The organism is Streptomyces sp. NPDC102467 (assembly GCF_044765445.1).
Classification (GTDB): domain Bacteria; phylum Actinomycetota; class Actinomycetes; order Streptomycetales; family Streptomycetaceae; genus Streptomyces.
On the sequence record NZ_JBIWKA010000014.1, the window covers coordinates 52,857 to 70,957 of the forward strand.

The 18,101-nt window shown below is 70.6% G+C and carries 17 protein-coding genes; 7 read left to right on the plus strand and 10 right to left on the minus strand.

All coding sequences use genetic code 11. The annotated features are described in order from the left end of the window. Nucleotides 1-11: 11 nt before the first annotated feature. The 5 genes from ACIREE_RS28115 to ACIREE_RS28135 all read left to right on the plus strand — a co-directional run bounded on the left by ACIREE_RS28115 (nt 12) and on the right by ACIREE_RS28135 (nt 5,988). A complete protein-coding gene (locus ACIREE_RS28115) occupies nt 12-1,547 on the plus strand; it encodes an MFS transporter (RefSeq protein ID WP_404157825.1) in 1,536 nt (511 codons plus the stop codon). 137 nt (nt 1,548-1,684) lie between these two features. Further along, nucleotides 1,685-2,446, plus strand: coding sequence for a DeoR/GlpR family DNA-binding transcription regulator (locus ACIREE_RS28120; RefSeq protein WP_404157828.1), 762 nt, complete (start codon nt 1,685-1,687; stop codon nt 2,444-2,446). A gap of 80 nt (nt 2,447-2,526) precedes the next feature. Next, complete coding sequence (gene pfkB, locus ACIREE_RS28125; protein WP_404158367.1) at nt 2,527-3,483, plus strand: 1-phosphofructokinase; 957 nt, start codon at nt 2,527-2,529, stop codon at nt 3,481-3,483. Between the two features lie 106 nt (nt 3,484-3,589). Then, the gene (locus ACIREE_RS28130) at nt 3,590-5,656 is read left to right on the plus strand and encodes a fructose-specific PTS transporter subunit EIIC (RefSeq protein ID WP_404157830.1); all 2,067 of its coding nucleotides are present in this window, start codon (nt 3,590-3,592) and stop codon (nt 5,654-5,656) included. 86 nt (nt 5,657-5,742) lie between these two features. Next, a complete protein-coding gene (locus tag ACIREE_RS28135) occupies nt 5,743-5,988 on the plus strand; it encodes a hypothetical protein (RefSeq protein ID WP_404157833.1) in 246 nt (81 codons plus the stop codon). 34 nt (nt 5,989-6,022) lie between these two features. Here the strand turns inward: ACIREE_RS28135 and ACIREE_RS28140 are convergent, their stop codons facing one another. The 4 genes from ACIREE_RS28140 to ACIREE_RS28155 form a co-directional block, all read right to left on the minus strand. Continuing rightward, complete coding sequence (locus ACIREE_RS28140; protein ID WP_404157834.1) at nt 6,023-6,796, minus strand: DUF6227 family protein; 774 nt, start codon at nt 6,794-6,796, stop codon at nt 6,023-6,025. 267 nt (nt 6,797-7,063) lie between these two features. Beyond that, on the minus strand, nt 7,064-8,254 hold the full coding sequence (locus ACIREE_RS28145) for an Ig-like domain-containing protein (RefSeq protein ID WP_404157837.1): 1,191 nt from the start codon (nt 8,252-8,254) through the stop codon (nt 7,064-7,066). A gap of 133 nt (nt 8,255-8,387) precedes the next feature. Beyond that, nucleotides 8,388-9,650 carry a P1 family peptidase gene (locus tag ACIREE_RS28150; RefSeq protein ID WP_404157839.1) on the minus strand — a complete coding sequence of 421 codons (1,263 nt, stop codon included), beginning with the start codon at nt 9,648-9,650 and terminating at the stop codon, nt 8,388-8,390. Between the two features lie 179 nt (nt 9,651-9,829). Beyond that, entirely contained in the window at nt 9,830-11,065 is a 1,236-nt protein-coding gene (locus ACIREE_RS28155; protein ID WP_404157842.1) for a low temperature requirement protein A, read from the minus strand. 292 nt (nt 11,066-11,357) lie between these two features. Between ACIREE_RS28155 and ACIREE_RS28160 the strand changes: the two genes are divergently transcribed. Together ACIREE_RS28160 and ACIREE_RS28165 are read left to right on the plus strand one after the other, a co-directional pair. Then, on the plus strand, nt 11,358-11,678 hold the full coding sequence (locus tag ACIREE_RS28160; RefSeq protein ID WP_404157845.1) for a hypothetical protein: 321 nt from the start codon (nt 11,358-11,360) through the stop codon (nt 11,676-11,678). A 70-nt stretch (nt 11,679-11,748) separates the two neighbouring features. Further along, the gene (locus tag ACIREE_RS28165) at nt 11,749-11,931 is read left to right on the plus strand and encodes a hypothetical protein (protein ID WP_404157848.1); all 183 of its coding nucleotides are present in this window, start codon (nt 11,749-11,751) and stop codon (nt 11,929-11,931) included. A gap of 28 nt (nt 11,932-11,959) precedes the next feature. On the opposite strand, the gene mscL is transcribed toward ACIREE_RS28165, so the two are convergent. The 6 genes from mscL to ACIREE_RS28195 all read right to left on the minus strand — a co-directional run bounded on the left by mscL (nt 11,960) and on the right by ACIREE_RS28195 (nt 17,909). After that, a complete protein-coding gene (mscL, locus tag ACIREE_RS28170; RefSeq protein WP_404158370.1) occupies nt 11,960-12,442 on the minus strand; it encodes a large conductance mechanosensitive channel protein MscL in 483 nt (160 codons plus the stop codon). A gap of 150 nt (nt 12,443-12,592) precedes the next feature. Next, a complete protein-coding gene (locus ACIREE_RS28175) occupies nt 12,593-13,081 on the minus strand; it encodes an RcpC/CpaB family pilus assembly protein (RefSeq protein WP_404157851.1) in 489 nt (162 codons plus the stop codon). A gap of 417 nt (nt 13,082-13,498) precedes the next feature. Continuing rightward, entirely contained in the window at nt 13,499-14,353 is an 855-nt protein-coding gene (locus ACIREE_RS28180) for an S-methyl-5'-thioadenosine phosphorylase (protein ID WP_404157853.1), read from the minus strand. Between the two features lie 89 nt (nt 14,354-14,442). Continuing rightward, nucleotides 14,443-14,802, minus strand: coding sequence for an FmdB family zinc ribbon protein (locus ACIREE_RS28185; protein WP_404157856.1), 360 nt, complete (start codon nt 14,800-14,802; stop codon nt 14,443-14,445). Between the two features lie 69 nt (nt 14,803-14,871). Beyond that, nucleotides 14,872-16,161: an MFS transporter gene (locus ACIREE_RS28190; RefSeq protein WP_404157858.1), complete on the minus strand. Its 1,290-nt coding sequence runs from the start codon at nt 16,159-16,161 to the stop codon at nt 14,872-14,874. A gap of 248 nt (nt 16,162-16,409) precedes the next feature. After that, nucleotides 16,410-17,909: a potassium/proton antiporter gene (locus ACIREE_RS28195; RefSeq protein ID WP_404158373.1), complete on the minus strand. Its 1,500-nt coding sequence runs from the start codon at nt 17,907-17,909 to the stop codon at nt 16,410-16,412. Between the last annotated feature and the right edge of the window lie 192 nt (nt 17,910-18,101).

Sequence of the window (18,101 nt, forward strand, 5' to 3'; positions counted from 1 at the left end):
AGGTTTCGTACATGACCTCACCGACCACCCCGGCAGCAGCACCTGAGCCACCCGCGACCGACGCGACTACGGCGACCGACGACCGTCGGCGCTGGTTCGCGCTCGCCATCGTGATGACGGCGGCGTTCATGGACCTCGTCGACGTCACGATCGTCAATGTCGCCCTGCCCACCATTCAGCACGACGAGGGCGCCACCACCGGGCAGATCCAGTGGATAACCGCCGGGTACGCGCTGGCGTTCGCGGCGCTGCTCATCACGGGCGGGCGGCTCGGCGACATCTTCGGCCGCAAGCGGCTCTTCCTCCTCGGCATCACCGGGTTCACCGTGGCCTCCGCGCTGTGCGGCTTCGCGGCGAATCCGGAGATGCTCGTCGCCTCCCGCATCCTCCAGGGCGGTATGGCGGCGCTGATGGTGCCGCAGGTCCTGTCGATCGTGCACGCGACGTTCCCGGCGCACGAGCGCGGCAAGGTCTTCGGCCTGTTCGGCGCGATCGTGGGCCTGGGAGCGGTCACCGGGCCGCTGCTCGGCGCGCTGCTGACCGAGTGGAACATCTTCGGTCTCGAATGGCGCCCGATCTTCCTGATCAACCTGCCCGTCGGCGTCGCGGCCCTGATCCTCGGCTCGCGTGTCATCACCGAGTCGAAGGCGCCCAAGGCGCTGAAGCTGGACCTCGTCGGCGTCGTGCTCGTCACCCTCGCCATGCTGGCCCTCGTCTACCCGCTGACCCAGGGCCGGGAGAACGGCTGGCCGGTCTGGGGCTACGTGATGATGGCGTCGTCCGTCGTGATCGGCGGCGTACTGATCGCGTACGAGAAGGCGAAGATCCGGCGCGACGGGTCCCCGCTGATCGAGCTGTCCCTGTTCAAGGTCAAGAGCTTCGCGGCGGGCATCGCCGTGCAGACCGTCTTCGGCATCACCATGGGCATCTTCTTCCTGACCTGGACGCTCTACATGCAGCTCGGTCTCGGCTGGAGCGCGCTGCGGGCGGGCGTGACCGGGGTGCCGTTCTCCATCGCCGTCTCGGTCGCGGCCGGTATCTCCGTACAGAAGCTGGTGCCGCGCTTCGGCCGCAAGGTGCTGCAGGCCGGCGCGCTCACGATGGCCGCGGGCGTCCTCATCTACGTCTGGGAGTCCGGGCACTACGGCCTGGGCATCGCCTCCTGGCAGATGGCCCTGCCGCTCGTCGTGATGGGTCTCGGTATGGGCCTGATCGTCGCCCCGCTGACCGATGCGGTGCTCTCCGAGGTGCCGCGTGAGCACGCCGGTTCGGCGTCCGGCCTCATCAACACGGTGATGCAGATGGGCAACGCGCTCGGCCTCTCCCTGGTCTCGGTGATCTTCTTCAACGTCGTCGAGGACCACGCGAAGCAGGGCGCGGGCAGCGCCGCTTTCATCGACGGATTCCACAGTTCGTTGCTGTGGGCCGCGGGCATTCTGGTCGGCATCTTCCTGCTGATGTTCGCCTTGCCCCGCAAGGCCTCCGAGGGACCGGGCGAGACGGCCGCCGACGCGCCGCGGGACGAGCGCCAGCCCGAACTGGTGTAACCCCGCCCACCCCTCAGGGTGTCTGTTTATGTCTGTGTGATGCCCGAACCTGTTTACTTTCCCGAAGTCCAGCCTTAATCTCGGGGTGAAGTCACAGGTTCGGGCACACTCACAGGTGAGGGCACAGGTAAACGGGCATGTACGCACCGGAGCGCCAGCAGGAGATCCTCCGCCTCGCCCGCGACGGCGGCCGGGTCGACGTGCTGTCGCTGGCCGAGGAGTTCCAGGTCACCGCCGAGACCATCAGGCGTGACCTGAAGGCCCTGGACAGGGCCGGTCTCGTACGACGTGTGCACGGCGGCGCCATCCCGGCCGGGCGGCTCGACTTCGAGCCCGACCTCGCCGAACGTGAGGGCACCGCCGCCGACGAGAAGGACCGCATCGCCCGCGCCGCGCTCGCCGAGCTGCCGGCCGAGGGCAGCGTCATCCTGGACGCCGGTTCGACGGTGGCCCGGCTTGCCGCCGCCCTCCCATTGGAGGCCGAACTCACCGCCGTCACGCACTCGTTGCCCACCGCGGCGCGACTCGCCGACCACCCCGGCATCCAGCTCCACCTCATCGGCGGCCGGGTCCGCCACCGCACCCGCGCCGCCGTCGACGCCTGGGCGCTGCGCGCGTACGGCGAGATCCGCGCGGACGTCGCCTTCATCGCGGCCAACGGATTCTCCGCCGGGGCCGGCCTGACCACCCCCGACCTCGCCGAGGCCGCCGTCAAGCGCGCCGCCGTCGCCGCGGCCCGCCGGGTCGTCCTGCTCGCCGACTCCGGCAAGCACGGCCAGGAGCACCTCGCCCGGTTCGGCGACCTCGCCGACGTCGACCTGCTCATCACCGACACCGGCCTCACCCCCGAGGACGCCGCCGTGATCGAAGCGGGCGGCACGGAGGTGATCCGCGCATGAGCCCCGGCTCCACCGGCACCAGCGGCACTCCTCGTACGGGCCCCCCTCGTACGGACCCCACGGAAACGGCGCAACGCGGCATGATCCTCACCGTCACCCCCAACCCCTCCCTCGACCGCACCTACGAGGTCCCCGACCTGGACCGCGGCGAGGTCGTTCGCGCCACCCGCGAGCGCATGGACCCGGGCGGCAAGGGCGTCAACGTCTCGCGGGCCGTCGCCGCCGCCGGCGCCCCCACCCTGGCCGTGCTCCCGCTGGGTGGCGCCCCCGGCGCCCTGGTCGCCGAACTCCTGGACCGCCAGGGCATCAAGGTCGCCCCGGTCCCCGTCGCGGGCCGGACCCGGTCGAACATCGCGCTCGCCGAGCCGGACGGCACACTCACGAAGATCAACGCCCCGGGCCCCGAACTCACCCCGGAAGAAGCCGAATCGCTGCTCTCCGTCGTCGGTGAACAGGCCCGGCTCGACGGGGGCGCCGACTGGATCGCCTGCTGCGGCAGCCTCCCGCGCGGCCTCGCGCCTTCCTGGTACGCCGAGTTGGTGGCCCGCGCGCACGACGCGGGCGCCCGTATCGCCCTCGACACCTCAGGGCCGGCGCTGTTGGCGGCCCTCCGCGAGCGCCCCGACGTCGTGAAGCCGAACGCCGAGGAGCTCGCCGAAGCCGTCGGCCGCCCGCTCGCCACGGTCGGCGACGCGGTCAAGGCAGCGGAGGAACTGCGAGAGTCGGGCGCGGCTGCCGTGCTCGCCTCGCTCGGCGCGGACGGGCAGCTCCTCGTCGACGCCGCGGGCACCTGGTTCGCGAGCGCCCCCGTCGACGTCGTACGGAGCAACGTGGGCGCCGGCGACTCCTCCCTCGCCGGATTCCTGATCGCGGGCGGCGAGGGCCCCGAAGCGCTGGCATCGGCGGTCGCCCACGGCGCGGCGGCGGTACAGCTGCCGGGCAGCGCGATGCCGACACCGGCGGACCTGGACCCGGACGCGGTGACGCTGACGGCCGAGGTGCCGCTCGATCGTCCTCTCAAGGAACCGGTGACGTGATGAACAGCCCCGCCGGGGGCGCGCGGAACTGCGCGCCCTGCCACGACGTACCCGCACCCGCCATGACTGGGAGCACCCAGCAGCCACGTAGGCAAAGGAGCCCGCGATGACCGCCGAGATGATCACCGCGGACCTGGTCGACCTCGACCTGTCCGCCTCCGCCCAGACCAAGGACGAGGCCGCCCGCTCCCTGGCGGAACGCATGGTCGCCCGGGGCCGGGTCACCGACCTGGACGGCTTCCTCGCCGACGTCGCCGCCCGCGAGGCCCAGATGCCGACCGGCCTCGACGGCGGCATCGGCATCCCGCACTGCCGCAGCGCACACGTCACCGAGCCCACGCTCGCGTTCGGCCGCGCGCCGGGCGGCATCGACTTCGGCGCGCCGGACGGCCCCGCCGACCTGATCTTCCTGATCGCGGCACCCGCCGGCGCGGACGACGCCCACCTCACGATCCTCTCCTCTCTCGCCCGTCAGCTGATGGACGAGGACTTCAAGGCGGCCCTGCGCTCGGCGACCGGCCCCGGGCAGGCGGCGGCGCTGATCCGCGGCGAGCGGACAGCGCCGGAAGCGACCAGGGACGAGGGGGCGGAAGAGGCCCCGGCCGCCGAACCGAAGCCCCCCGCGGAGAGCGCGCCCGCCGCACCGGCCGCACCCACCGCGCCCGACACGTTCAAGATCGTCGCTGTCACCTCCTGCCCCACCGGCATCGCCCACACCTATATGGCGGCCGAGGCCCTGGAGAACGCGGCCCGCGACACCGCCGGCGTCGAGCTGGTGGTCGAGACGCAGGGCTCCGCGGGCTTCACCCGCCTCGCCCCCGAGGTGATCGCCGCAGCGGACGGCGTGATCTTCGCCCATGACGTCCCCGTCCGCGAGAAGGCCCGCTTCGCCGGAAAGCCCACGGTCGACGTAGGCGTGAAGGCCGGCGTCAACCGCCCCGCCGAACTCATCGACGAAGTACGGCAGAAGGCATCCCGCGGCGAGACGACCGCCCCCGGCGCGCCCGCGTCATCCACACCTGTGGACAACTCCGGGGAATCGGGGGACGGTTACGGGACGAAGCTGCGCAAATGGCTGATGTCGGGCGTCAGTTATATGGTGCCGTTCGTCGCGGCGGGCGGGTTGCTCATCGCGCTCGGCTTCGCGGTCGGCGGCTACGAGGTCGCGAACGTCAAGGTCGACACTCTCCTCAACAGTTTCGACTGGGGCTCAACGACCAGCTGGGCGGCGCTGCTCTTCTACACCGGCCAGGCAGCGTTCGCCTTCCTCGTCCCGGTCCTCGCCGGCTACATCGCATACGGGATGGCGGACCGCCCAGGGCTGGTCCCCGGCTTCGTCGGCGGCTCGATCGCGCTGACCGTCAACGCGGGCTTCCTCGGCGGTCTCGCCGCCGGTCTCATCGCGGGCGGCGTGGTCATGGCGATCCAGCGGATGAACGTACCGGCCGTGCTGCGCGGCATCATGCCCGTCGTCGTGATCCCGCTGTTGTCCTCGATAGCTGTCGGCTTCCTGATGTTCGTGGTGATCGGCAAGCCGATCGCCTCCCTGCAGAACGCCCTGACGGACTGGCTCAACTCCCTCTCCGGCGCCAACGCGATCGTCCTCGGCGTGATCCTCGGCCTGATGATGTGTTTCGACCTGGGCGGTCCGCTCAACAAAGTTTCCTACGCCTTCGCGGTCGGCGGGCTTGCCAACCCCACCGACGGTTCGCTCAAGGTCATGGCCGCGGTGATGGCCGCCGGCATGGTGCCGCCGCTCGCCATGGCGTTGGCCACGACCGTCCGGGGCCGGCTCTTCACGAAGGCCGAGCGGGAGAACGGCAAGGCGGCCTGGGTGCTCGGCGCCTCCTTCATCACCGAGGGTGCCATCCCGTTCGCCGCGGCCGACCCGCTGCGCGTCATCCCCGCCTCCATGGCGGGCGGCGCGGTCACCGGCGCCCTGTCGATGGCGTTCGGCTGCACCCTGCGCGCCCCGCACGGCGGCATCTTCGTCATCCCGCTGATCGGCAACGCGTTCCTCTACCTGATCGCGATCGCCGCCGGTGTCTGCGTCTCGGCCGCCCTGGTCGTCGTACTGAAGGGCATGCGCAAAGCGGGACCGGAGACGGCGACGGACACTGCCGACAAGCAGGCACCCGCGGTCTCCGCGGCGAAGGTTCCGACCGCCGCGTAAGGACCAGGAGGCCGGAACTGTCCCTTCCTGCGAGATACGTCACGGTCCGGGACCAAAGGCCCGGACCGTGGTGTTCACTGGGGCGCATGCCTGAGCATGTGTCGGTCTTTCAGCAGATAGCCGTGGTGATCCTCGCGGTCGCCACGGTGGCGTGGGTGGTCGGTCTGGTGCGGCTGGTGCGCGTCGTCGCCTTCGCGCCGCCGCAGGCGCCGAGACTGCCGCTGGGTGCGCTGCCGGGCCAGTCCCAGGCGCCCGCCCAGGAGTCGGTCCCGCTGACGGCCTACGAGCAGGACGCGTTCGCCGGGCTGGTGCGCCAGTTCGGCCGACGCTGAGCCCGCGCCGCCTCCCTCGCCTTCCGCGGCGCGCTCAGGCTCTTGTGCGGCGCGTCGCCGCCCGCAGCTCGATCGCCGCGCGGGCCGCTTCCTGCGTCGGATAGACCTCACACATGTGCCGGCCGTCCGGCGTCGCCGTGTGCTCGACCTCCCACAGGCTGACCTCGCAGCCGTCGCGCAGCAGGAACGCGTGCTCGTACAGCGCGAATCCCTGGCTGACCCGGCGGCCGAACGCCTGCGTGATCTGGTGCGCGCACGCTTGCCGCAGCAGCCGGGCCGTGCCGGGGCCCGGACGGGTCGCCGCGTCCGGGTTCTCCGCGCGGCGCAGCAGCCGGCGTGCGTGGTCCACGGAACTGTCCGGGTCGGCGGGGCCGAAGCGGCGTCGCTCCGGCGGGACCACCGGGAGCTGCAGGGGAGCGATGGGGGCCTGTAGGTCGAAGTCCGGTGTGGCCTCCGGGGGCAGCGGCAGCCGGCCCGTCGCCAGATGCAGCTCGTCCTCGGTGACGTAGACCTCGTGCTGCTCCCTGCCGTCCCGGCCCGTGTTGTGGACCAGCTCCCACAGGGTCAGGGCGTTCCCGTCGGCGAGCAGCCAGGTGTGCCGGTACGTCTCACGGTGCCGGCCCGCGCTGTGGTGGGCCGAGTGGAGGGAACCGGCGTACGCGAGCGCGCTCTCGAGCAGGAGCAGCGTCTCATCAGGGAGTTCGAAGGAATTGAGCGTGCGGCCGAGGAGATGGGCCAGATGCTCGTCGGGTGACGTGGGGGCCGTGGCCGACTCAGATGGCCCGGACGACCCAGACGACCCAGACAAACCAGACGACACAGCGTCGAATTCGTAGTCGTGCGGAACGCTCAAGGCACCTCCCGGCATTGCTGCATGTCACCTTGTGGGTGCATACCGTAGCCCCTACGTCCGACATCATGTCCGTGAAATCGCAAACAGGGAACGGGAATTGGGAAACCTGCTTACACAACGTGCGGGCCGCACGGGAGGTTCCCGTGCGGCCCAGGCCGTTCTGTGCAGGTGGAGGGGGTGGAAGGGGGGAGAAGAGGGCGGAAGGAAGGGAGGGAGGCGGGGTCAGGCGGCGCTGCCCGCCGTCCACTGGCTCCAGCTCATGTTCCAGCCATTGAGGCCGTTGTCGGGCGCGATCGTCTCGTCGTGCGAGTTCTTCATGACCACGACATCGCCGACGAACGACTTGTCGTAGAACCACTTGGCGGTCGTGTCGCCGCCCGCGCCCTTGACGTCGCGCATGCCGACGCAGCCGTGGCTGGTGCCCTGGGCGCCGAAGATGCCCGGCGAGCTCCAGTAGTTGCCGTGGATGAACGTCCCGGACTGCGAGAGGCGCATCGCGTGCGGCACGTCCGCGATGTCGTACTCGCCGCCGAAGCCGACCGTCGAGCCGTTCATCCGGGTCTGCACGAACTTCTCGGAGATCACCATCTGGCCGTTGTACGTGGGGTGCGAGGCGCTGCCCGTCGAGACGGGGACCGTCTTGATGGTCTGCCCGTCGCGCACGACCGTCATCTGCTGGGTGTTCGCGTCGACCGTGGAGACCTGCTTGCGGCCGACGGTGAAGGTGACCGTCTTGTCCTGCACTCCGTGGACGCCCTTCGCCCCCTCGACCCCGTCGAGGGCGATCTTCATCGTGACCTTGGAGCCGGCCTTCCAGTACTCCTCGGGCCGGAAGTCCAGCCGCTGGCCGCCGAACCAGTGGCCGGCGATCTGCTGCCCGCTGCTGGAGCTGACCGTGATGTGCGACTGCACGGCCTTCTTGTCGGTGATCGCCTTGTCGAACGTGAACGACACCGGCATCCCGACACCGACCGTCGCCCCGTTGTCCGGCGTGTACGTGCCGATGAAGCTGTTCGCGGACGAGACCGTCGTGAAGATCGAGTTGGCGGCGGCCGTGTGTCCGTCCGCGTCCTTGGCGGTCGCGGAGAGGCGGTACTTGGTGCCGCGCTCCAACTGCTCCTTCGGCTTCCACGTCGCGCCGCTCGCGGCGATGGTGCCCGCGACCTGCTTGCCGGACGCGGACTCGGTCAGCTTCACGTCGGTGAGCTTGCCGTCGCTGACCTTGACCCCGGTCGCGTTGATGGACGCGCCGGTGGAGCCGTCCTTGGCGGAGAGGGTGATCTGCGGGGCGTCCTGCGCGCCGCCCTTGCCGGCCTTGTCGTCGTCGGCGCTGGCGTTGCCGCCGCAGGCCGTGAGGGTGAGTGCACCGAGGGCGAGAGTGGCGCACGCGACGGCTATGTTCTGCCTTCTCACGGTCTGCTCCTTCTGTGGCGTTGCAGTTGATTGATCCGGTACGGGGAGAGAGTCCCGGACGGCCGGAGAGGTTCCTTCCGTTTGTTGTGAAGGGAGACACAGGGACAGTTCTGTTACGCAGGTGAAGGCGCTGTTACGTAGCGGATGGCGCCGCCGCCTCCGGATGCCCGTAGAGATCGCAGTACGACAGGAACGTGCCGCCGGGCCCCTGCGCCGACTCCGCCGCGCGCACGGCCCGCACGATCGCGCGCGTCACCAGGTCCGCGCCGGCGGCCAGGATCTCGTTGAGGGCAAGGGGGTTCGCGGCGTCCAGCGGACGGGCGCCGGTGGCGAGAGCGAAGACGGTGTCACCGTCGTTCAGCAGATGCACCGGACGCACGGCGCGCGCGATGCCGTCGTGCGCCGTACCCGCGACCTTCTGCGCCTGGGCGCGACTGAGATCGGCGTCCGTGGCGACCACGGCGAGTGTGGTGTTGAGCGGGGGTGTGGTGCCCGTGCTTGGTTGGTCGGGGGGTGCGGGGTGGTTTGTGGTGGCGGTGGGGGTGGCGGTGGCGGTCGGGGTGTTGGGTGGGGGTGCGGTGCCCGTGCTTGGTTTGTTGGGGGGTGCGGGGTGGTTCGTGGTGGTGGCGTCGGTGGGGGTGTTGAGCCGGGGTGTGGTGCCCGTGCTTGGCTCGCTGAGGGGGGCGGGGCCGTTCGCGGTGGCGATGTCGGCCAGCCGCTTGCCGGCCGCTTCATGGAGCTCGGGCGAGGGATACGTCACCGGGCCGCGCCCCGCGAAGAACTCCCCGTACAGCGCCCCGGTCGCCGGGTCCAGCGCCGAGCCCGCCGCGTTGGCCACCACCAGCGCGCTCACCGTGATCCCGGAGCCGAGCACGGTGGAGGCGGTGCCGATGCCGCCCCGCAGCGGCCCGACGAGTGCGCCGGTACCCGCGCCCACATTGCCTTCCTGGACGGGGGAGTTCAGCTCCGTCGCCGCGGCGGCCTCCACCGCGGCGCGGCCCGTGCCTGCGTCGGGACGGGCACGCCAGTCACCGCCCCGGCCGAGGTCGAAGACGCAGGCCGCGGGCACCACCGGGACAACCCGCTCGGGCCCGTCGACCGGAATCCCGCGTCCCTGCTCCTCCAGCCAGGCCATCACCCCGGACGCCGAGTCGAGCCCGTACGCGCTGCCGCCGGTCAGTACGAGCGCCTCGATGCGCTGCACCAGATTGCGCGGGTCGAGGGCGTCGGTCTCCCGGGTGCCGGGGCCGCCGCCGCGCACGTCGACGGCGGTGACCGCGCCGCCCCGTGGGGCGAGCACGACGGTGGTGCCGGTCAGAAATCCGTCACCGGCGCGGGTGGCGTGGCCGACTCGCAGCCCGGCCACGTCGGTGATGGCGTCGTTGTACGTCGTCATGCGGCATGCGTACCACGGGGGTTGGGCCCGGTTCGGGCCACGGGAGTTGCGTCGGATCGGATCGCGCGACTCGTGGCCGGTTCGGGCCACGGGAATTCGTCGGGTCGGATCTCGCGAGCCGGGCCGGGTTTTCGTGCCACGGCAGCCGCGCCGGTTCATGTGACGGGGGTTGCGCCCCGTTACGCCTGTGCGGCCCGAGCCTCCCGCGCGCTCCTGGCCGACAACGTCACGCCCACCGCCACCGTGAGCGCCGTCACGAGCCCCGCCGCGAACACCGCCCAGTGTCCGGCGAACGTACAGACGAGCACCAGCAACGCGCTCACCGGCAACGTCAGTTGCTGCGCCGTCCCCACCTTGAAGTACCGCGCGTGCAGCGCCCACACCGTCAGCAGGAACACGGCCGAGGGGATCGTCACGGCCGCGGACGCCGCGGTCGTGGAGATGTGCGCCTCGCCGACCGACTGCTCCACGGCGACCTCGATGCCCGCCCCGATCGCCGCCGCCGACGCGAAGACCAGGTAGTGGCCGTAGCCCCACAGGAACGCCTGCCGAATGCTCCGCAGCCGGTCGTGGATCGGCACTCCGAAGTAGATCCACCACGCCGCGAACACGATGAGGACGCCGCCGGCCGCGATCGGCAACAACTCGCCGAGCGCGTCGTTCTCCTCCACGCCGGACTTCACCGCGACCGTCGCCGCGGCGATCGTCTCGCCGAGCACGATGATCGTGAACAAGCCGTACCGCTCGGCGATGTGATGCGGGTGCCACGCCGTCTGACGGCGCCTCTCGGCATACACCGGTACGCACATCTCCAGGAGCGCCATCACCAGGAACACCCAGTCCCGCGCGCCGGCCGGGGTGAACATCATCGCGAGCCAGCCGACCTGGCAGAGCAGCACCCCGCCCGCGTATCGCAGCGCGACGGTCCGCTCGGCGCCGCTCGTCGACTTCGCCGCACGCAGCCAGTGCGCCGCCATGGCGAGGCGGATGATCAGGTAGCCGAGCACGACCACCGTGAAATCGTCCGCGAAGGCGCGGGAGACCCCCGCCGCGAGCACCAGCACACCGGCGATCTGGACGAGCGTGACGACCCGGTAGAGCACGTCGTCGTTGTCGTACGCCGACGCGAACCAGGTGAAGTTCATCCAGGCCCACCAGATCGCGAAGAAGACCCGCGCGTAGTCGATCACGCCGCTGCCCGCGTGCCCCTCCGCGATCGCGTGCACGAGCTCCACGCCGCCCTGCGCCACTGCCACGACGAAGCAGAGGTCGAAGAACAGCTCGAGCGACGATGCGACGCGGTGCTTCTCGTCCCGCCTCCTCTCCTTCAAGCGGCGCACAGGGGAGCGGTCGGGTGAGGTGTGCTGCGCGGGGTCCGGGCCGGGCGCGGCGGGTGTGGTGGGCGTGGACGTCATGCGGCAAGCACAGCAGATGGGGCGGCGTGGTGCGCGACCCGCTCGTGTCGGGCGGGTGACACACGCACACGGCCGAATTCTTGTGAATGCGTTCACAAGTAGACCCGGGTCGAAAGTCCCTGAGGAAACCCCAGGTCATCGCGGTGATTGTCCATCGCTTCGGAGCGGCACAGGGCCCAAGGGCCCCGAACTCAGGACCAATGCGGCCCGCCGACCCGGCCTGCCCGGAGTCCAATGAATGCGTAGCGGAGAACGCTGCGAGCCGTTCGAACGGATGGGGAAGGTGTCGGCGATGACTGCCACTCCCGTGGAGAAGACGACGTACGGAGAGGCCGCGCACCGCCTCGCAGCCCTCGGCAAGAACGTCTGGGTGCGCTTCGTGCTCGTCCCCGGCCTGACCGTCGACCCGGCCGACATCGACGGCGTCGCTGCCTTCGCCGCGTCCCTGGGCGCTGTCTCCCGGGTCGACGTACTGCCCTTCCATAAGCTCGGTGAGGCGAAGTGGAAGGCGCTCGGCAAGGCCTTCACGCTGCACGACACGCCTCCGCCTTGCCCCGAGCAGGTGGCCGCCGCCAAGACGATCTTCGAGCGCCACGGGCTCACCGCGGTCTGAGCCACGGAACGAGCCGCGTGCTGAGTCGCAGTCCGATCGTGGGGGTGCCCCCGCGACGTACCCTGGAGGCATGAGTACCGCCCCCGACCCCGAGCCGCGCGACCCCAAGGCCGCGCTGATCTTCGACGATCCGCTGACGGCACAGTCCGACGACGACACGGACCGCGGATGGGGCGACCGGCCGGCGGCCGGCGACAACAGCGCCGCCGACCTGGCCCGCTTCCTCGACGAGAAGCCGCCCCACCACCTGTGAAGCGTTGCTAGACCGTGTTCGACACGGACTAGGCCTCGGTGGAGCCGGAACCAGAACCGGAACCGGAGCCGGAGCCACGCTGCGCCACGAGCACGTCGCGGATCTCCTTGAGGACCTCCAGTTCGGAGAGCTCCAGCACTTCCTGCGTACCCTCCTTCGCCGCGTCCTGCGCCGCCTTCCTGGCCAGGTACTTCGCCATGGGCAGCACCATCAGGAAGTAGACGACCGCGGCCGTGATGACGAAGCCGAGCGCCGCGCTGAGGACCGAACCCCACAGGATCTCGATGCCGTCGTCCGCCGTGCACGGGCCCTTCAGACAGGACTTGTAGCCCTCCAGGTCCTTGGTGCCGAAGGCGCCGACGATCGGGTTGATGACGCCCTTCACCACCGCGTTCACGATGTTGGTGAACGCGGCTCCGATGACGACCGCGACCGCCAGGTCGATCACATTGCCGCGCATCAGGAAGGCCTTGAAGCCCTCCCACAGACTCGATCGGTTCTTCTCGCTCACCAGGAGGCCTTTCTTCACGTGCACGGGATGCGGAGCAATCGACTTCGCAACCTACGACAGCACGGGTCAGACCTGTCCAATTCGGTAACACGATCGGGGGACTTGACGAAACGCACGCCCCCTCTGTCGCCACGCCTTTCGCCACGCCCGTCACCACACCGTCACCGCCAGCCGAGAGGTGGCACCGGCACCCGCGAGCCGCGCTGCCGTGGCACGTCCCACCGACAGCACCACCAACGACCCACCCGCGGCCAGGGCGTCACCCGGCAGATCGGACGACGGCAGGTCGGACGTGGGCCGCTCCTCCGGCACAGACGTCACCCGCGCCCCCGAGGCGAGGACCCGCACTCCGGGCCGGCCGTCCGCCCGCGCCGCCACCACGTCCACCCGGTCGCCCGGCCGCAGCAGCCGCACCGCTCCCGCGTCCGCGATCCGCACCGGTGCCGACACCGACACGGCGGGACCACGTGCCCGCTCGCCGGGTGGCGCCTGCGCCCTCTCGTGCCCACGTCCCGCGCCGGACGACGGCACCGCTGCCGCCAGCGCCGCCGCGGCCAGGACGAGGCCCGCGGCCGCGGTCGGCCCGCGCCGACGGCGCCCCGCACGGCCGGGGCGCCACCGCGCACCTCGTACGCGCACGGGAGGGAACGAGGGCACCTCGGACGTCGGAGGAGTACTGAGCTGGGCCGGGGGAGTCATTGCGGACAAGGCCGTCACCGCCTGCGGATCGTGTCGGAAACGACGGGCACCACGCCCGTCTCGCCGACCACGATCCGCCTCCCCGCCGAATCCCGCTGAGCTCCGTGGACTACCCCGCGGTTGTGGACAACTCCCTCACTCGAAGGGGTACTTCCGCAGAGCCGCACCCCCAGAACCGGCTACAGCCGCACCCCCAGAACCGGCTACAGCCGCACCCCCAGAACCGGCTACAGCCGCACCTCCAGAACCGGCTACAGCCGCACGTCCAGAAACGGCTACAGCCGCACCCCCCCCAAAAAAAACAGCTACAGCCACCCCGCGGAACCAGCTACAGCCACCCCGCGGAAACATCCACGGCTACGGCAGCCGAATCCCCGGGTCCATCCCGCCGAGCGCGCCCGCGCACAAACAGTCCCGGTCCTCGCTCGCAGGCAACCCCGCGACCGCGTCGAACAAGACCGTCCGCAGCCGGTCCACGTTCGCGGCGAAGACCTTGAGCACCTCGTCGTGCGAGACGCCCTCACCGCTCTCGGCACCCGCGTCGAGGTCGGTGACGAGGGTCAACGACGTGTAGCAGAGCTCCAGTTCACGGGCGAGCATCGCCTCCGGGTGCCCGGTCATGCCGACCACGGACCAGCCCATCGCGGCGTGCCACCGGGATTCGGCGCGCGTCGAGAAGCGCGGGCCCTCGACCACGACGAGGGTTCCGCCGTCCACCGGCTCCCAGTCCTTGCCCCGCGCCGCCTTCACGGCGACTTTGCGGCCCGTCGGGCAGTACGGGTCGGCGGGCGAGACGTGCACGACGTTCGGCACGGTGCCGTCCGGCAGCGGCAGCCCGTCGAAATAGGTCTGCGCCCGGGACTTCGTACGGTCCACGAACTGGTCGGGCACCAGCAGCGTCCCCGGCCCGTACTCCGGCCGGAGCCCGCCCACGGCGCACGGCCCGAGGACCTGGCGTACGCCCACCGAGCGCAGCGCCCACAGATTGGCGCGGTAGTTGATGCGGTGCGGCGGCAGATGGTGGCCGCGGCCGTGCCGGGGCAGGAAGGCGACCCGGCGCCCGGCGACCTCGCCCAGGAACAGGGAGTCGCTGGGTGGCCCGTAGGGGGTCTCCACCTGGACCTCGGTCACGTCGTCGAGGAACGAGTAGAAGCCGGAGCCGCCGATCACGCCGATCTCGGCGTCGGCAGGGGTGTTCGCGTTGGTCGCCATGGTCAGCACAGTAGCCAAGGGCGGGAACGCCGAAGACCCCGCCGTCGGGGACGACAGGGTCTCGTAAGACGTCTCGTGGAAGGTCGCGCCTAGGCGGCGGACGACGAGCTCGAGGAACTGGACGAGCTGGAGGAGCCGGCAGACGCCGACGAACTCGACTTCGCGTCCGAGCTCGAGCTCGACTTCGTGTCCGAGGACGACTTCGTCTCCGACGACTTCGACTCGGAGCCTGACTTGGCGGACGCCGGCGCCGGGCTGCTGCTCGACGACGAACCGCGGCTGTCGTTGCGGTAGAAGCCCGAGCCCTTGAAGACGATGCCGACGGCCGAGAAGACCTTCTTCAGGCGTCCACCGCAGTTGGGGCACTCGGTGAGGGAGTCATCGCTGAACTTCTGCACCGCCTCGAGGCCCTCGCCGCAATCGGTGCACTGGTACTGGTAAGTCGGCACTGTGTCTTCCTCCTGGCACTCTCACTCGATGAGTGCTAACGACGATCCATAGTGACGTATTCCGCGAGATCAGTCCACTGCCACCGGCACGCGGTGACCCACGCCACGCGCCACAGTGCGCCCCGAGGGCGGCGGTACGAGCCGTGAACGCAGCAGAAACATGACCCCCAGGGCGAGCACGGTGCCGACCATCGGGACCAGGAAACCGGCGCCGTCCCAGAAGCGGTCCTCCAGTTGTCCGGCCACCGTCACGGCGACCGCCTGGCCGAGTGCGACCGCGCCGGTCAGCCAGGTGAAGGCCTCGGTGCGGGAGCTCGCGGGGACGATCGACTCGACGAGGGTGTAGCCGGTGATCAGGGCGGGCGCGATGCAGACGCCGACCAGCAGGCCGAGCCCGGCGAGCAGCAGTACGGACTGCGCTGCCCACAGGCCGGACGCGGTCAGGGCCAGGGCCGTGTAGCCGACGAGCAGGCGGCGCTGCGGCGCGACCTTCCAGGCGACGGCGCCGCAGACGATGCCGGAGAGCATGTTGCCCGCGGCGAAGGTTCCGTAGAGCACGCCGTTGAGGCCGGGTTCGCCGATCGCCTCTGTGTAGGCGGCGAGCGAGACCTGCATGCCGCCGAAGACGGAGCCGATGCCGAGGAACGTGACGATCAGTACGCGCACCCCCGGGACGCGCAGCGCGGAGGGGTGCTCCACGCGCGCGTGCCCGTCGACGGAGTGCGCCGACGGCGTGGGCTGCGTGCCCTTCTGGGCGGCGAACAGCAGGCCGCCGAAGAGGGTGAGCGCGGCTTCCGTGATGAGTCCGGCGGCCGGGTTGACCCCGGTGCACAGCGCGGTGGCGAACAGCGGGCCGAGGACGAAGGTGAACTCGTCGGTGACGGATTCGAAGGCGGCCGCGGTCTGCATCAGGGGCGAGCCTTGGAGCTTGACGCCCCATCGGGAGCGCACCATGGGTCCTACCTGGGGCGTGGAGGCGCCGGTCGGTACGGCCGCGAGGAACAGCGTCCAGGTGGGCGCTCCGGACAGGGCGAGCACGGTCAGCGTGAGCCCTGAGGCGGTGTGCACGAGGACGCCTGGCAGCAGGACGGCCCGCTGGCCGAAGCGGTCCGCCAGCTTGCCTCCGTAGGGCGCGAAGAGCGCCATGGAGACACCGGTGGCCGCGGAGACCGCGCCGGCGGTCCCGTACGAGCCGGTGGTGTGCTGGACGAGCAGCACGATGGAGATGGTCAGCATCGCGAACGGCTGGCGTGCCGCGAAGCCGGGGAGCAGGAACGTCCAGGCCCCGCGCGTGCGCAGCAGCTGTCCGTAGCCGGGGCGGGTGCCGGGGGTGCCGGGAACCGTGTCCTTCTGTGGCACGGTCCTCGCCTTTCTGCCGCCTGGTAGCCCGGTGGCCTCCTGGTCGAGGGGCACCGGGCCGAGAGCCGTCCTCATGTGCGCCGGGAACCGAGTGATACCTACGGTCCGCGCCAGGAGAGGCCCTGGGCCAGGCAGAGGGGGCACTTCGAAAGCGCGCGCTGCAAGGGGACCGCGGCCGCTTTGCGGTCGCGCCGGCTCTACGTCAGGCAGAGTCGGTGGTTCGTGGATCTTTGGTCTGTCCGACCATGTTAACGGGCGGTTTCGCCCCCGGTGCCCAGCCAGCCCGCGAGCTTGCCGCCGTGCGCGATGGCCCGCAGGCGCGCTTCCGCCGCGTCGCGCACCGGGTCGGTGGCCACGACCAGGAGTTCGTCACCGTGGCGCAGCACGGTGGTGGGTGCGGGTACGAAGGAGGTCCCTTCGCGTACGACCAGGGTGACGGCGGCGCCCTTGGGCAGCCGCAGTTCGCCGACTTCCACGCCGTGCATCAGGGAGCCCTTCGGTACGGACACGGACAGCAGGTGCCCGCGCAGCCGCTCCAGGGGCGCGGACTCGATGCCGAGGTCGGCGGGTTCCGAGGCGCCCAGGCGCAGTTTTCTGGCCAGCCAGGGCAGCGTGGGTCCCTGGATGAGGGTGTACACGACGACCAGTACGAAGACGATGTTGAAGATCCGCCGGCTGCCCGCGATGCCGGTCACCATCGGGATGGTCGCCAGGATGATGGGCACGGCGCCGCGTAGCCCTGCCCACGACATGAGGGCCTGCTCCCGCCAGGGCATGCGGAAGGGTGCCAGGCTGACGATCACCCCCAGTGGGCGGGAGACCAGCGTGAGCACGAGCCCGATGAGGAGCGCGGGCACGATGTCGTCGGCCAGTTCGTGCGGGGTGACAAGCAGTCCGAGCAGTACGAACATGCCGATCTGCGCGATCCAGCCGAGTCCTTCGGCGAAGCCCCGGGTGGCAGGCCAGTGCGGCAGCTTGGCGTTGCCCATGACCATGGCGGCCAGGTACACGGCGAGGAAGCCGCTGCCGTGGGCCATGGCGCCCGCGGCGTACGCGGCGGTGGCGATGGCCATCACGGCGATCGGGTAGAGGCCGGAGGCGGGCAGCGCGACGTGCCGCAGTCCGTAGGAGCCGAGCCATCCGACCGCGAGGCCGATCGCGGCGCCGATGGCGAGCTCCAGAGCGATCTCGCCGATGAGGACGTACCAGTGCTCTACAGGTCCTGCGGTCGAGAACGCGACGACAAGGATGACGACAGGGGCGTCATTGAAGCCGGACTCCGCTTCCAGGACGCCCGTGATGCGCGTCGGGAGCGGCACCTTACGTAGGACGGAGAAAACGGCTGCCGCGTCCGTCGAGGACACCACGGCCCCGATGATGAGGGCTTGTCGCCATTCCAGGCCGACCAGATAGTGGGCGCCCGCCGCTGTCACGCCCACGCTCACCGCGACGCCCGCGAGCGACAGGGCCGCGGCTGCCGGGAGCGCCGGTCTGATTTCCTTCCACTTCGTGCCGAGGCCGCCTTCGGCCAGGATCACGACGAGGGCCGCGTACCCGATGACCTGGGTCAACTCGGCGTCGCTGAAGGAGACGTCGCCGATGCCGTCCTGGCCCATGGCGATGCCGATGCCCAGGTACAGGAGCAGGCTGGGCAGCCCGCTGCGCGAGGAGATGCGCACCGCGGCGACCGCGATGAGCAGCACGAGAGCGCTCACGAGCAGGAGCTGGTTGAGGTGGTGGACAGTCAGGGGCTGTTCCTTCCGCGAGAAGTCGTCGCAGGGCGGATGTGGGGGGTTTCGTTCCCTTCGCTCCGTAAGCAGCGAGCGAGGGGTTACTTCGTTACCTTACCTAATCGTTAACGCTTTCTTGACGCTCGGGCCTCATCCGCGGACCGCAGTACGCCCTCGCTTCCCGACTCCGCGTCCGGGCCCGCACCGCAC